Annotated in this window: 15 protein-coding genes; 6 read left to right on the top strand and 9 right to left on the bottom strand. The window is 42.7% G+C overall.

Going from position 1 to position 14,308, the window contains the following annotated elements; genetic code table 11:
* Positions 1–9 precede the first annotated feature (9 nt).
* Genes L2W36_RS10475 through L2W36_RS10495 form a run of 5 tightly spaced genes read right to left on the bottom strand, consistent with a single transcriptional unit; the run spans position 10 to position 2,527 of the window.
* Positions 10–552, bottom strand: a complete 543-nt coding sequence (locus L2W36_RS10475; RefSeq protein WP_038230814.1) for a F0F1 ATP synthase subunit delta — start codon at positions 550–552, stop codon at positions 10–12.
* Positions 553–563: 11 nt separating this feature from the next.
* The gene (locus L2W36_RS10480) at positions 564–1,034 is read right to left on the bottom strand and encodes a F0F1 ATP synthase subunit B (RefSeq protein WP_006070150.1); all 471 of its coding nucleotides are present in this window, start codon (positions 1,032–1,034) and stop codon (positions 564–566) included.
* Between the two features lie 35 nt (positions 1,035–1,069).
* Positions 1,070–1,306, bottom strand: a complete 237-nt coding sequence (gene atpE / locus L2W36_RS10485) for a F0F1 ATP synthase subunit C (RefSeq protein WP_004727739.1) — start codon at positions 1,304–1,306, stop codon at positions 1,070–1,072.
* A 40-nt stretch (positions 1,307–1,346) separates the two neighbouring features.
* A complete protein-coding gene (gene atpB, locus L2W36_RS10490; protein ID WP_006070151.1) occupies positions 1,347–2,117 on the bottom strand; it encodes a F0F1 ATP synthase subunit A in 771 nt (256 codons plus the stop codon).
* A complete protein-coding gene (locus L2W36_RS10495; protein ID WP_006070152.1) occupies positions 2,117–2,527 on the bottom strand; it encodes an ATP synthase subunit I in 411 nt (136 codons plus the stop codon). The genes atpB and L2W36_RS10495 overlap by 1 nt, the downstream gene beginning before the upstream one ends.
* Positions 2,528–3,218: 691 nt before the next feature.
* Here L2W36_RS10495 and L2W36_RS10500 point away from each other — a divergent pair.
* Both L2W36_RS10500 and L2W36_RS10505 read left to right on the top strand, forming a co-directional pair.
* Positions 3,219–4,595: a sensor histidine kinase gene (locus L2W36_RS10500; RefSeq protein ID WP_236109994.1), complete on the top strand. Its 1,377-nt coding sequence runs from the start codon at positions 3,219–3,221 to the stop codon at positions 4,593–4,595.
* Entirely contained in the window at positions 4,595–5,227 is a 633-nt protein-coding gene (locus tag L2W36_RS10505) for a response regulator (RefSeq protein WP_006070155.1), read from the top strand. The genes L2W36_RS10500 and L2W36_RS10505 overlap by 1 nt, the downstream gene beginning before the upstream one ends.
* Positions 5,228–5,326: 99 nt before the next feature.
* Here the strand turns inward: L2W36_RS10505 and L2W36_RS10510 are convergent, their stop codons facing one another.
* From L2W36_RS10510 to L2W36_RS10520, 3 genes are all read right to left on the bottom strand, one after another.
* Positions 5,327–5,710 (bottom strand): DUF1090 domain-containing protein, encoded by a 384-nt coding sequence (locus L2W36_RS10510; protein ID WP_198558603.1) that lies wholly within the window; start codon positions 5,708–5,710, stop codon positions 5,327–5,329.
* Between the two features lie 211 nt (positions 5,711–5,921).
* Positions 5,922–8,939, bottom strand: coding sequence for an efflux RND transporter permease subunit (locus L2W36_RS10515; protein ID WP_236109995.1), 3,018 nt, complete (start codon positions 8,937–8,939; stop codon positions 5,922–5,924).
* A 15-nt stretch (positions 8,940–8,954) separates the two neighbouring features.
* Positions 8,955–9,740, bottom strand: coding sequence for an efflux RND transporter periplasmic adaptor subunit (locus tag L2W36_RS10520; RefSeq protein WP_236109996.1), 786 nt, complete (start codon positions 9,738–9,740; stop codon positions 8,955–8,957).
* Between the two features lie 150 nt (positions 9,741–9,890).
* On the opposite strand from L2W36_RS10520, the gene L2W36_RS10525 reads away from it, so the two are divergent.
* Positions 9,891–10,580: a response regulator transcription factor gene (locus L2W36_RS10525; protein ID WP_268980694.1), complete on the top strand. Its 690-nt coding sequence runs from the start codon at positions 9,891–9,893 to the stop codon at positions 10,578–10,580.
* A complete protein-coding gene (locus tag L2W36_RS10530) occupies positions 10,577–11,842 on the top strand; it encodes a sensor histidine kinase (RefSeq protein WP_329605669.1) in 1,266 nt (421 codons plus the stop codon). Before L2W36_RS10525 ends, L2W36_RS10530 begins: the two co-directional genes overlap by 4 nt.
* Before the next feature lie 57 nt (positions 11,843–11,899).
* Here the strand turns inward: L2W36_RS10530 and L2W36_RS10535 are convergent, their stop codons facing one another.
* Positions 11,900–12,835 carry a LysR family transcriptional regulator gene (locus tag L2W36_RS10535; protein ID WP_038230823.1) on the bottom strand — a complete coding sequence of 312 codons (936 nt, stop codon included), beginning with the start codon at positions 12,833–12,835 and terminating at the stop codon, positions 11,900–11,902.
* 120 nt (positions 12,836–12,955) lie between these two features.
* Between L2W36_RS10535 and L2W36_RS10540 the strand changes: the two genes are divergently transcribed.
* Both L2W36_RS10540 and grxB read left to right on the top strand, forming a co-directional pair.
* The gene (locus tag L2W36_RS10540) at positions 12,956–13,624 is read left to right on the top strand and encodes an SDR family oxidoreductase (protein ID WP_443088388.1); all 669 of its coding nucleotides are present in this window, start codon (positions 12,956–12,958) and stop codon (positions 13,622–13,624) included.
* Positions 13,625–13,661: 37 nt separating this feature from the next.
* Entirely contained in the window at positions 13,662–14,306 is a 645-nt protein-coding gene (gene grxB, locus L2W36_RS10545; RefSeq protein WP_006070163.1) for a glutaredoxin 2, read from the top strand.
* Positions 14,307–14,308: the final 2 nt, after the last annotated feature.

A 14,308-nucleotide genomic window follows, 5' to 3' on the forward strand; every position in this document is an offset into this window, starting at 1 on the left:
TTTCCCCTACTATGCGTGTAGGTTGACAGCAAGACGGTGTAACGATGAGTAAATACTTCCATCTAACACCTGCTCGCCCGCTTTAATCATCACTCCACCAACAAGGGATGGATCAATTTGCTGTTCTATCGTTACCGTTTTGCCAAACTTAGCTTCAAGCGCGTTCTTAATATCCACCAATTGGTCTTGTTCCAATGGCTCTGCGGTGTAAACCAAAACTTCCATGGTTTTTTCATATTCCGCTTTCATTTCAAAGAACAGCTCAACAGTGGTTGCCAGTAGCTTGAGTCTCTTGTTTTCAGCCATAACACGTAAGAAGTTCTTAACGTATTGGCTAAGCCACTCATCACACGAGGTCAGTATCATATCGAGCAAGACTTGCTCTGAACTTTCCTCTTCAAGGTCTTCAATCACCTCGACGACCGCGGGTTGTGACACCACCATTTTTAAAAGCCCTAACGCTTGTCCCCACTCATCGAGCAGTGCCTCATCAAGGGCAAAGTCAAACGCAGCTTTGGCATAGGGTTGAGCAATTGAGGTAAAGTCATTCATCTGATTTACCCCTACATTTCGCTAATCATGTGCTCAACAAGCTCACGGTTACTCTTAGAATCAAGGTTTTTGCGAATCAGTTTGCTGGCACTTTCAATCACTAAATCTGCCATTTCAGATTTCAGCTCCTGACGAACCTTGCTCTTTTCGCTCTCTACCTCAGCTTTACCTTCAGCGATGATTTTCGCTTTCTCTTTTTGCGCTAGCTCTGCCGCTTCTTCCACTAATTGGTTTTGACGTTGCTGTCCTAACTCAATAATGGATTGTGCTTTTTCGCGCGCTTCCGCAACGATGCTCTCACCGTTTGCTTTTGCTAGTTCAAGTTCTTTTGCCGCGGCTGCAGTATTCTTAATACCAGTCGCGATTTCGTCTCGACGCTCGTCAAGCAGTGTTACCAATGGTGGCCACACATATTTCATGCAAAGCCAAACGAAGATAACGAAGGAGATTGCTTGACCCAGCATGGTTGCATTTAGGTTCATAACATCCTCACCAATGTTTACTTATTAAAAATCAATTAAGCCACTGCGAAGATGATGTAGAGACCAATACCAACACCAATCATAGGAACCGCATCCACTAGACCCATCATGATGAAGAACTGAGTACGAAGCATCGGGGTTAAATCTGGTTGACGTGCCACACCCTCTAGGTATTTACCGGCAAGGTTACCGATACCTGCTGCCGCACCCGCCGCACCAAGACCAATTAGAAGTGCACCTGCTACATATAAAACAGCACTTACAATATCCATAACAACTCCTGAGAAATATATTTAGTAAATTAAGTTTGAATTAGTGATGTTCTTCTACTGCCATGCCCATATAGACAACAGTGAGAACCATAAATATAAACGCTTGTAATCCGACAATTAATATATGGAACAATGCCCACGGAACACTTAACGCCCATTGCATCCACCATGGCATTAGTGCGATAAGAATAAATATCATCTCACCCGCATACATATTGCCAAATAGTCGCAGACCTAATGAAATAGGTTTTGAAATTAGTGTGACCAATTCAAGAACCAGGTTCACCGGATATAACAAAGGATGTGAAAATGGCTGAGTAGTCAGTTCTTTAATAAATCCTTTTATGCCTTTATGTTTAAAGGTATAACCAAGGACTAGAATAAATACTCCTAACGCCATTGACATGGTGACATTAACATCCGCTGATGGTAGGTCTCTAAAGTGACCAAGTCCTATTGCTCGGGTAAAGGCTGGAATAAAATCGATAGGTAATAAATCGATAGCATTCATCAAGAATACCCAAACAAAGATAGTCAGAGCCAATGGACCTATTAGTTTATCTTGTGCTTGAAAAATTTCTTTTACCAGTCCGTCGACAAACTCAAACACCAATTCAACGAGACATTGCAATCGGCTAGGAACCCCACTTGTCGCCTTGGAAACCGCATAGCGAAAGCCTACGATAAAGACGATACCCAGTAACCAAACCATCAACATTGAGTCTAGGTTTATGCCCCAAAAACCATCACCCGAAGTCCAGAACGTCAAATGGTGTTCAATATAGTCATGTGCTGATTGAACGTTTTCCATTACGCTTTCCTCTGTAGTTCAATGGTTTGCTGATCTTTAAGCATTGGACTGATAAAGAAACCTAATACCGTAATGCAATATCCGGCTAATACAGTAACGTTACTCAGTTCCATAAATCGAAATGTCAAAATGAACATCACTATGGTGTAGATCATCTTGATATTGCGACTCAAACGCATCAGATCTTTTAAATTTTGTTGCGGCTTATATTTAGCTTTTAGCGACGCGAATATCATGCCTATGAACGGAGGTACAACTGCAATAATCACTCCGATTAACGCCGATTCTATATCTAGTTTGTCTTTAAAAAAGAGCTCGTAGAGTATAAATACCGACCCAAGCATCAACTGGCTGTATAATATCCGCTTCCCAGCTAGCATTATATCTTCGCTGGGGATACTAGCTTGCATCAGCAATCCTTAATTGTATTTAAAACATATTGATAAATTTAATTACCGACTAAATTAATTAATGGATAACTAAATTTATCATCGACGCAAAATGTAGTTATTTATCTACACAGCTTGCGAGAAGAAAGATACACCCAACAAAGTGATAATATAAATAATAATTAGCGAAACTTATCATTTCATTTTTGGAGGATTTATTTATTTGTATTCCATTAATGATCAAGCTACGTTTATATAGTAAGCCAATACTTACAGACTAACTTATTCACAAGGATGTGAACTCTTTAGTTATTTACATTTAACCTTTACTATTTTTTGATAAATACACTTATCAACTTAGATTATATTTGCTTAATTATATTTCACTCCTTGATCGTTTATTCTTCCCCACCCAACAGAATAGACTTTCAAGGAGTGATTTTTTTATTTCTAGTCCTTATAAATTTTCCTTCTACCACCACGCTTCGTTAATGTAACGCTTTGTCACTCAAGTTAACTACATTAGTAACAACCTAGCGACAAATCACTCAACAACCCCACCGTCAACCCTTATATATCAATGCCTTAATATGTTTTTATACATTCTTACATTTGTTCATTTTCAAAAATAGAAAGTAAGATATCAGTGATAGAGATCACATAGAGAAGTGCTATAACACTAATACTGATTATCTTGTAAACAATATTACTCATGGATACTCTCTTTGTATTTAAGATTTATCTCATTTACGGACTAGCATTTATAACGCTATTTTTCGCGATATTACTGCGCGATATGTCCAGCAGTGAAATAAAAATTGCTAAAGTTCTTCCTTACTTAGGCATTTCTGGATTGGTGCTTGGCTTCCATGAGTGGAGCGAATTGTATCTTGCTATTTACCAACAAGAGTTCGTCATTACGAAACCGATGGAAGTACTACTTCTATTAAAGTTTGTTATTGCCTATCTTCCTTTAAACCTATTCGCATGGAAGATGACCGAACTTCTAGATGCCACTATTGCTAAAACCGTTCGCCGTGTCTGGTTAGGCCTAGCGACTCTCTTACTCGCGGTTTCCTTCTATCAGTTTTCTACTCAAGATTTTTACGCCTTTACCATTAGCGCCACTCGCAACGCACGACTCCTTTTTAGCTTGATCGCTAGCTGTGTTGCAGGGGTTGGTCTTGCGTTGTATTCAAAACAGTTAGAAGAACAAGATGTTCCCAACCATCTGTACTTCTTGCTATCTGGCATTGCCTTTTTCATATACGGCCTCGGCAGCGCCCTTGTTTTTGCTCAGTATGGAGCTTGGGTCTTGGTCTTCCGCTGTGTTGGTGCTGTCATGCTATTGGCAACACTGTGGCAAGCATTGAAGATGTTTGATCTCGAAAGAAAACAACAAATAGAAGAAGCACTATCACTGTCTCTACAAAATCAGAAGTTAAAAGAGCTTGGAGAACTATCTTCAGCCATCGCCCATGAAATAAAAACACCTATTAGCAGTGCTCTTATGAGTTGTGATTTGTTAGAGCAGAATCGCGAGAACCTAGAAATCGCAGACCGTCAAATCGTCCGTATACGTCGAGGACTTGAGCGAGCGGCTTGCATAAGCCAAGAAGTACTACGTTACTCACATCAGCACAGTATTGAGCGGGAGCGAGTGCATGTTGAGAGCATAGTGAATGCCGCTCTCGATATGCTTCGCTACCGTCTTGCTCAATATGACCTGACGTTAGATATCGACCCTAAACTCTATGTCAGAGGCGATAAAGCCTTGCTTGAAGAAGTCGTTATCAACCTTGTATCCAATGCTCTTGATGCCAGCGCCAATCAACGCAAGCTAGCCATCAGAGTTCAAAAAGATCATGACAAAGTGTCATTGAAAGTACGCGACTGGGGTACAGGAATGTCCCCTAAAACCTTAGAGAAGGCGACACAACCTTTCTTTACCACTAAACCAAAAGGCAAAGGTACCGGTATGGGCCTTGCCCTCGTTAAACAAATTGCCACACAACATAACGGCTCTATTACATTCTCGAATGTTTGCCCGGGGCTACTTGTTGAGTTCAAACTACCAGGAGTTAAATAATGAAACTGCAACTACTTTTAGCTGAAGATGATACGGACTTAAGAGAAGTATTGGAGGAAGCATTATCACTTGAAGGCTTTGAAGTCACCGCCGTCGATAATGCCGAAGATGCTCTTGATCTCGCGAAAGAAAAGACGTTTGACCTAGCCCTATTCGATGTGGTGATGGGTGGAATCACTGGCATTGATGCGCTGACAACACTACGCCGATTCCAACCCAATATTGGTGTAATTGTCACTACCGCATTTGCTACGGTAGACCTTGCGGTTGACGCCATGAAAAAAGGCGCTGATGAGTTTCTGACTAAACCATTTAACCTATCCGCACTCTCCGTCACACTCAAACGTGTTCATGCAGAGCGCTCTCCTAAGGACGTGCAAAATGCCGAGTCTCGTGACCAAGTATTCAGCGCACTATCGAACCCAATTCGCCGCACCGTAGTGAGACAACTAAAAGTACACCACAAAATTAAGTTCATGGATCTATGCCGAATTGTCGGTATCGAGGATCATACGAAATTCAACTTCCACTTAAGACAACTTGTAAACTGTGGGCTGGTAACTAAGGACAACGGCAAGGTATACACTTTAACTACTTTGGGCCAGCAGGTTTATACCAGCATGCTTCAATAAGTTCGACAAACAGTAATCAGTTCTTGGTAGGCACTTCTATCGCGAGAGTGCCTACTCGATCATACAGGAGCTATTTGTGTGCTTTCGAATAGAGAATAATCACTCAGATAACTCTGAAATTGCCTCCTGTAACTCTTCTTCAGCATCCGCTAGTTTGCGCTCCTTTTTGTTGATTTTTTTCTGATCACCCTTAGCTTTTGCTTGCTCCAGCTCTTGAGCTCTTTCCGCTACCTTTTTCTTCTTGCTCTCCACTTTCTGCATTCGTTCCTTATAGAGCTTTTCATCAGTGCAGTAATTTTGAACATTCTCTATGGCTAATTCGAGGCTTTGGATCTCATGAGTGTTGTTATACTTTTTAGCATATTCCAGCTTGGTTTTGAGTCGCTGCTCTTTGGCCGCACACCCCGTCAACGCTTCTTGGGCAGACACACTGCCACTAACGGATACGGTAAGTGCTAGCAAGGTTAATGTCATTTTTCTCATAGTGTACCTAAATAGATTACGTCTCTTAGACTTCGGCTAAAGAAACTAGTGGCATAAAAAAGCAAACACCTCTTAGCTTAGCATTAAGATACTATACGTAAAGATTAATTATCTAGATTGGCTTAAATTGGAGCCATGTGCCCAAAGTGACGCATGAGTGCATACACATGATGTATTTTTCTATCAATCGTATACTGCTTATAAACACACTCTAGGTATTCATCGGTTCACGTTCACAGACAAAACACAAACTATACAAAACTGGAACAACCAATAAGACAATCGGTAGCGAAAACAATAAACCATAGCCGAGTGTTAACGACATCGGCCCCATATAAACGTCAGTGCCACCTATACCGTAAGCGAGTGGTAATAAGCCCACTACTGTTGTCAAGGAGGTTAATAATATTGGGCGCAGTCGACTTACGGATGCCTCTATAACCGCATCAACACCACAATTTCCATCAGCTCTTAGTTCGTTGATTCGATTAATGAGAACCAAAGCGTTATTCACAACGACTCCAGCCATTCCGAGCACTCCTATCAACGCGAATAAAGACAACGCTTGAAAGTGCACAACCAATGCCATCAACGATGCAACAACAGCAAATGGAATTACTGCCATTACTAAGAGTGGTTGAAGTAGCGAATTAAACATGATCGCGAGAACAAAATAGATCGCCACCATAGCGGAAGGAAAAGCAACAATAAATCCACTCATGGTTTCATTAGTTTTTTCCGCTTCACCGCCAATATCAATAGTTACTGTAGCAGCGTATTTACCCTGTAGTTCAGTAAGTAACTCGTTCGACAGTGCTACTGAGCTTAGGGCATCATCCGTTATCTGTGCTGTTACTGTCACTTCTCGCTGTCCATTGTAATGTTTGATCAGTCTAGGGGAGTCAATTTGCTCTACTCTTGCCAAACGACTCAACGGGACTTGTTTTCCATCTGAGGTATAGATCTTTGTTGTCGCTAACTTTTCTAGAGATCGGTAGTCTTCATTTAAAATCATACGGATATCGACTTCTCGGGTGCTTAACCACGTGGAAGTGATTTTCTCGCCATCAAAGGCAATACGTAGTGTATTAGCAAGGTCCGCTACCGTGAGTCCATATTTCGCTAGCCATGTGTGCTGTGGCACTATTTTTAATTGAGGATCTTTTAAGGCTTCACTGTTAGTAACATTCGCAAGACCAGAGTGCTCGGCTAACCATTTAGATACCAACTCGACCGCTTGTTGACGATCATGCTCCAGTCCTCCCAAGACACGTACTTCGATAGGCTCTCCTGGAGGCGGTCCTCCTGCATCAATGGAAAACTTAACAAACACCTGGTCACTGTAACTGGCAACCTTACGATTCAGTTCAGCGACGATCTCATCTGCTGTGCGCTTTCGTTGGCTATAATCACTCAAGTTGATTCGACCTGTACTCACCGGCGATTGATAAGTCATTTCAAAACTGTCGAGTTCGTCTACGGGTAGTGACTTTATTGCCTGCTCGATTCTCGCATGCATTACGCGAACATTTTCTAACGAGGTTCCCGGCTTTACCTCGGTATGTACCTCTACATATTTTGCAGCTTGTGAAGGAAAGATATCTAATTTAAGAGTCATCACTAGACTCGTCCCTGCTAATGCAACGACGATCGCCGCGGTAATAACGGACTTTTTGTAGCGAAGACATTTGGTCAACATCCGCTGATACCAGCTAGCTACCTTAGTAAATTTGTCTGAAGTAGCACGCTTTGATTCTAACGATCCAGAAAGGTGTGCAGGTAAGGTAAAGGTACATTCACCAAGAGAAAACAACAGTGCGGTAATAACCGTAATTGGGATAACGACAATCACTTTCCCCATAATACCGGGAATAAACATCATCGGAAGGAATACCAAGGCCGTAGTCGTCAAGCTGGCCAAAATAGGCTTAATGACCGCTTTAGTTCCCTCAATTGCAGCTTCAACGCCCTGTTTCCCCGCCTCTTTTTGTTGATAAATGCTTTCGGCAACAATCACTGAATCATCAACAATGATTCCTATAACTAACAACAATGCCGCCAAGGTAATACTATCGAGATTCAGCCCAAGCATCGGCAATACGATCATGACACCCAATATGCAGAATGGAATTGAAATAGAAACCCAAAAAGCAACTTGTCTTTTGAGTACCATGCTCAAAACTAGTAATACTAAGAGAAGACCAATAGCACCGTTGGTCGACACGATAGTAAAGCGATTGCTCATGTCATCAGCGAGGTTCATTCCATATTGAAAAACGAACTGTCCCTGGTACGTAGTTTGTTCTTGCTCTAACAACGCTTTGATACTGGCGACCGTTTTAGTGATATCCGCATTGCCGCTGTTAGAGATATCGAACAACACAGCATCATGACCATTGATCACTCCTTGTTGTGTCGCTTTCGCAAAGGTATCAATCACTTGCGAAACATCGGAAACTTTCACTATAGTGCCGCTAGGTAGCGCCTTAATAACGATATTCCCAATTTCCTGCGCCGATTGTACTTGAGTCATCGTGATCAGCTTTTGCTCGCTGTTTTTAGCGCGTACCATTCCGCCCGATTGTGACAAGTTCGACTGAACAATTGCATTACTTATCTCTGCAAACGTTAATTGATAACGACTCGCCTTTGTAGGATCAATCTCTACCCAAAACTCTCGCTCGCTATACCCAGAGAGTGTGACAGTTTGAACACCTGATAGTGCGCTTATCGCACGTTCTAAGTGGTACGCATACTCTTGTAACTCTCCATTCCCTTGCGTCTCGCCAACAGCACTGATGCCGAACGATAGAACAGAAAATGAAGATGTTTGCTTTTGAGTCACTAGTGGCGGGTTAGTGATATCTTTCGGTAAACCACTCACCCTATCGACGGCTTGTTGAATATCGCGCATAACTTGTGTGGAATCGACATCTGGAAGAAACTCCAGTTCTATTGCAGAAAAGCCATCCACAGATTGAGAGGAAAAAAAGTTAATACCTTTTACCGTGCGTAACTCTTTCTCCAATGGATTAGTAACATTGACTTCAACATCGGAAGCCGTTGCTCCTGGGTAATGGGTCGTCACCTCAGCGGATTCGAAGGCAACATCGGGGTATTCTTGCAGTTTAAGAGTGTATAGTGAAATCACTCCCATCATTAATACCATAATCGTAATGATTCGGGCGAGAAACGGGCGCCGAGCAAAATAGGAGATTAAAGAAAACATGGTCAAAATCGCCTCTTATTTCACGGAAGTTGTGATTTGCGAAACATCGGTCGTGGCATACATCGACATACCTGGTATCAGCTTAAAATCGGCGTTTTTTATATCAATTTCAATCGGATAAGCCATATGCTGAACATCCATTTCCACTCCTATACGAGCAATGGATGCCACCACTTTTTGCTCTGGACTTGTCTCTGCCCAAAGTTCTATCGACTGCCCCACCGATAGCAAAGACATATCATGCTCACTAGCTAACAGACGTACCGTCAACGTATCAATATTCACAAGTCGATAAAGCAAATCACCTTGGTTTACCCAAGCACCAACTTGTGTATCACGGCTCACCACAAAGCCTTCAATATCGGCTCGGATACTTGTCTCTTCGAAGTTTTTCTGAGCAATATCAAGTTCAATTTGTGCCAGCTTAAGTAATGCTTTGGCATTGAGGTAATCAGCTTTGGCGATATCAAGTTCATTGACAGATAAGTTGTTGTTTTTAATAAGCTCTTGATAACGTTCGTATACGGAACGTTTGAGTTTGAGCTCCGCTTGTGCTAGTTCCAGATTGGCCGTGGTACGTGCTAGTTCAAACTGAAAGTCTTGCTTTTTGATTTCAGCTATAACCGTGTACTGCTGAACCTTATCACCGACCTCTACGTCCATGGTTTCAATCACGCCATTGACTTCGGCAACCACATTTACCGATGACAAACTGACAGTTTGCCCAATTAGTTCTATGGCTTGACCCCAAGGCGCCACCAGACTTAAAGCCAAACAAACTAATGATTTTGGTGTTTTCATATCACACACTCCCTTAGTAAATAAGAGCAGTGTGCAGGAGTCGATGTCGAGTTTTTGTCAAAGCGGTTTTACAACTTAGCAATCGCGTTTCGACAAAAAATCGACACAAATTTGCTATCATCAATTCACGCTATTGAATTGGAAACATGTATGAGTGTGTTATCTGGCAGCCAGATCTTAGTCGTAGAAGACAATGAAGAACTACAAGGCATATTGGCGGACTTTCTTGAAGTCAAGCAAGCGGAAGCGGACTTCGCAAGTAACGGTGAGTTAGGCCTATCGCTTGCTTTATCTCATGCGTTCGATGCCATTATTCTAGATGTAATAATGCCAAAAAAAGATGGAATGCAGGTGGCACGAGAACTGCGCCTTAAAGGCTGCACGACACCTATTCTTATGCTGACAGCACTAAATGGACAATCTGACCTATTGACCGGTTTCGATTCTGGAGTTGACGACTTTCTCACTAAGCCATTCCAGTTTCCTGAACTCGAAGCCAGACTTACCGCGCTAATTAAGCGCTATCGTGGTCAAGTTGCCAAAAGCATGCTTAGATTTGGCGATATTGTTATTGATGAAAAAAGCCATCAAGTGACACGACAAGGCGAAAACATAGAGTTAAGCCCAGCGACCTATCAAATACTAGTCGCCCTAGTAAAAGCTCAAGGTGAAGTGGTATCGAGAGAGTCATTAATTCAGACTCTTTGGGGGGAAAATGTGCCCGATAAAGACGTATTACGAAGTCATATCTATTTACTGAGGAGTGTCTTAGATAAGCCGTTCGACTTTCCATGCCTGATGACGGTACCTAAATTTGGCTTCAAACTGGTAATTCAATGATGAAAAGGTCAAAGTCACAACCTAGTTATTACTCCATAAAACAAGTCAAAGCTCGCTTGTTACGAACCTTCTCTCTCATCGCTTTGGTCACTTCTTTTCTGGTCTTCTTTGCCTTTTCGCTTCACTTGGCTCTGGAGGAAGACGACCAGATCGAACATCACCTAGTATCATTTGAAGAAATTGCTCAATCCTACTATCAACTTCGCCAAGTAAATCAGGCTCAGCTCAGTAAGAGCGTTACCGCGTATTTTGATGCTAATATGCTACCGAAAAGAATCGCACAACAAGGGCCTTTCCCATCAGGAAAAGTAACGAAATACAATACCTTCCTCGAGGATGGCTTTTTGGTCTATCACACCAAGTTTAAGTTTAACGAGCAAACTATCCCGCTTTACCTCACCATTGATTCGAGAGCGATGGACTTTGGAGATGACTCTTGGGACACATTGATGATCATTTCAATGCTACTGATGGTCTTTCTGATTTTTGTCTTGCGGTTATCGCTTAAAAGGGTCTTCGACACATTAATGTCGCCAATCTCATCCCTCAGCCACCAACTCGCAAGTAACCAAGACGGAGCATTCTCTATCACAGAGCATTCAATTTTAGAGCTGCAAACACTCACCGAGCATCTTAATAGTTACACGCAAATGAAAGAGCGTGTCGCCAAACAAGAGCTTATGTTTGCCAAGTATGCGAGCCACGAGTTGAAAACGCCCATTGCCGTTGTATTGGGTGCCGCCAACTTACAGGCAATGAAACAAGATGAGGCTTTTCAAACCAAGCAACGTGAACGCATACTCAAAGCGGCAAACGGTATGCAACAGACCGTGGAACTGCTACTAAACATCGTTAAGCAAGAAAATGCGAGTCCCAATAGCTTATCGACCAAAGTCAATGAACAAGATTTGGAGCTAGCAAAATACTATTCAAGTGCTTCAAAAGACACAAAAGTAACGGTGCAGATCGAAGAAGGGACAGCGGTTAACCTACCATTGATAGCCGTGAGAATGATAGTCGGAAATTTGCTAGACAATGCCATACGTTTTACAGCCAAAGGGGAGATTTCCGTCCGTATCTCATCTCAGGAAATTTGCATTACTGATAACGGCTGTGGACTGAACAATAATAACGATATTGAGCATGGGCTGGGGCTGCTGATTGTTCATCGGATCGCAGAAAGCTATGGCTGGCAATTTACACTTTCGAACAATACTAACAGTAGTGGATGCTGCGCGAGACTCACACGGATTGATAGCTAGACGCAAACGATAGGAACCAAGTCGTTCCTACCATTACACGATCATCACCCGTAATCCTCAGTTATCGCTAGATTGCTTGACTAGATCTGGGAACTGTTCGAACAAAAAGTCTAAGAACAATCGAATGCGTTTGGGTTGGTATTTTTTACTCAAATAGACCACATTCAAATCCGCACTTGATACCGTTGTCGAAGCATTGAAGTTTTTCATATAGCCGTTAAGTACTGTTACCAAACGACGATGGTTAATGTCTGCCTGAACATCCAATAGTGACTTGAGAGCAATACCCGCTCCCTCTAACGCCCATCGACGAATCACTTCACCATCATCTGAAAAACGTTTGGGCGTTACCGTAATGGATTTTCGTTGGTCATTTTCTCGAAAGTGCCACGTCTTTAGCTCTTCGTTATGACGCAACATCACTAAACAATCATGCCCAACCAAATCTTGAGGCGTAATAGGAGTCCCCCGCTTTGCTAGGTACTCTGGCGAGGCACACAACACACGGCGACTGGACGCTAATCTGCGAGAGATGAGGTTACTATCCGCCATTTCCCCATAGCGAATGACAATATCCATACCCGATTCGTTAACGTTCGACAGGTGGTCATTGAGGTAGAGATAAGGAATGACGTCAGGATAGCGTTCTGAAAACTCATTCAGAATGGGCACAATGTATTGTTTGCCAATGTCTTTTGGCGCAGACACTCTCAGCGCGCCTTTTACCTCTTTAACGCCACTTTGGATAATATTTTCCACTTCATTGACGTTATCCAATATATCCAAGCAAGCTTTGTAGTAGAGTTCTCCTGAGTCAGTTAACGATACGTGGCGAGTACTTCGATTAAGCAGTTTAACGCCATAACGCTCCTCCAAAGCCTGAAGCCTAGCCGTCATTGAGGCTGGCGACAATCCAAGGTCTCTGCCCGCAGCCGCTAACCCTTGGTGCTTAACAATGCTCGCGAACATCTCCATATCTGAAAACTTATCCATAGGCGCTCCATTATTTAACCAATCCGAATAATGATTTCGTATTTTACCCAATTATAAAACTAAGTCGAATAAATATAATGGGCGTTATCAAATGAAGTCATCGAATTGGGAGAAACAATAATGAACCGCGAAAAAACAACTTACGTCATTCTAGGTGGCACCTCAGGTATTGGAGAAGCTATCGCTCAGCTCGTTAATCACGGAGAGAATATCGTCCATGTTGCTAGTCGCTCAACTGGTCTAGATATCAGCAACGAGAAAGAGATGCACTGTTACTTCGAATCCATCGGTGCGTTCGACCACCTTATTGTCACTGCAGGATCAGCGGCGCCTGCAGGCAAAGTAACCGACGTAGCCATTGACGATGCTAAAGGAGCATTTGACGTCAAATTCTGGGGCTCCATCAACGCTGCAAAACAAGCTGCTCGCTTTATCAAGCCAAACGGCACCATTACGTTTACGACGGGCATGTTATCTCGAAAAGTCGTTCCTAACACTTATGCAAAAACCGCAATGAATGCCGCACTAGAAGCGGTGACAAAGATCTTGGCTAGAGAACTAGCGCCAATTCGCGTCAATGCCGTCAGCCCTGGCTTAACAAAAACCACCGCATACAAAGGAATGGATCAAACAACCCGCAATACCATGTACGAAAACGCCAAGAACAATCTACCTGTTGGCAAAGTTGGTGAAGCGCAAGATGTCGCAAAAGCGTATTTGTTTGCTATCGAAAACACCTATATGACTGGCGCCATTATTGATGTCGATGGCGGCGCGTTAATCAACTAAGCCAAAACCAAGCCTACTCTTATTACAGGTATTCATCATGAAGCTTTATATCTATGACCATTGCCCTTTCAGTGCACGTGTTCGCTACGTGGCGGGAATGCTCAACTTATCACTGGATATTGTCACACTAGATTATGACGACGACACAACTACAAAAAACATCATCGGCAGTAAGCAAGTTCCTGTGTTTGTCACAGGTAGCGGAAAAGCCATGGCGGAGAGTCTCGATATCATCGGTTATCTGCTCGACTTAGCAGATTCGGCAGAAAACAGTACGCCATCTCAAGACGTGATGAGATGGCAGAAGGATGCCTTCTTACCACTGCAGAAAATTGGATATCCACGTTGGAGCGCCTTGCCACTCAAAGAGTTCTCCACTGCCAGTGCAAAAAAAGCATGGCGTACTAAAAAAGAAACCTATGAGCTTAATTTCAACAGCTTGTTAGAAGACACATCGCAGATCGCCTCACAAGCAGAGGTGCTGATCACTCAGGCGAATGAACTTCTCCAACTAGGTACCGGAAGTCGCAGGAAATTGGTGGACGAGGCTATTGTATTTTCCATTTTAAGAGGCTTTTTCAGTGCACCTGAAGTGCGCTGGGAGCCAAGTGTTGCCGATTGGATGGTCACTCAAAGTCAAAGTACTCAGGTGAAGTTACTCAACAACGAACAATACCAATAATT

The organism is Vibrio sp. McD22-P3 (genome assembly GCF_021568915.1).
Lineage (GTDB): Bacteria > Pseudomonadota > Gammaproteobacteria > Enterobacterales > Vibrionaceae > Vibrio > Vibrio mediterranei.

Excerpts from the sequence above, each read along its gene's own strand:
- L2W36_RS10475 (WP_038230814.1), bottom strand. The coding sequence starts at position 552 with ATGAATGACTTTACCTCAATTGCTCAACCCTATGCCAAAGCTGCGTTT.
- L2W36_RS10480 (WP_006070150.1), bottom strand. The coding sequence starts at position 1,034 with ATGAACCTAAATGCAACCATGCTGGGTCAAGCAATCTCCTTCGTTATC.
- atpE (WP_004727739.1), bottom strand. The coding sequence starts at position 1,306 with ATGGATATTGTAAGTGCTGTTTTATATGTAGCAGGTGCACTTCTAATT.
- atpB (WP_006070151.1), bottom strand. The coding sequence starts at position 2,117 with ATGGAAAACGTTCAATCAGCACATGACTATATTGAACACCATTTGACG.
- L2W36_RS10495 (WP_006070152.1), bottom strand. The coding sequence starts at position 2,527 with ATGCAAGCTAGTATCCCCAGCGAAGATATAATGCTAGCTGGGAAGCGG.
- L2W36_RS10500 (WP_236109994.1), top strand. The coding sequence starts at position 3,219 with ATGGATACTCTCTTTGTATTTAAGATTTATCTCATTTACGGACTAGCA.
- L2W36_RS10505 (WP_006070155.1), top strand. The coding sequence starts at position 4,595 with ATGAAACTGCAACTACTTTTAGCTGAAGATGATACGGACTTAAGAGAA.
- L2W36_RS10510 (WP_198558603.1), bottom strand. The coding sequence starts at position 5,710 with ATGAGAAAAATGACATTAACCTTGCTAGCACTTACCGTATCCGTTAGT.
- L2W36_RS10515 (WP_236109995.1), bottom strand. The coding sequence starts at position 8,939 with ATGTTTTCTTTAATCTCCTATTTTGCTCGGCGCCCGTTTCTCGCCCGA.
- L2W36_RS10520 (WP_236109996.1), bottom strand. The coding sequence starts at position 9,740 with ATGAAAACACCAAAATCATTAGTTTGTTTGGCTTTAAGTCTGGTGGCG.
- L2W36_RS10525 (WP_268980694.1), top strand. The coding sequence starts at position 9,891 with ATGAGTGTGTTATCTGGCAGCCAGATCTTAGTCGTAGAAGACAATGAA.
- L2W36_RS10530 (WP_329605669.1), top strand. The coding sequence starts at position 10,577 with ATGATGAAAAGGTCAAAGTCACAACCTAGTTATTACTCCATAAAACAA.
- L2W36_RS10535 (WP_038230823.1), bottom strand. The coding sequence starts at position 12,835 with ATGGATAAGTTTTCAGATATGGAGATGTTCGCGAGCATTGTTAAGCAC.
- L2W36_RS10540 (WP_443088388.1), top strand. The coding sequence starts at position 12,956 with ATGAACCGCGAAAAAACAACTTACGTCATTCTAGGTGGCACCTCAGGT.
- grxB (WP_006070163.1), top strand. The coding sequence starts at position 13,662 with ATGAAGCTTTATATCTATGACCATTGCCCTTTCAGTGCACGTGTTCGC.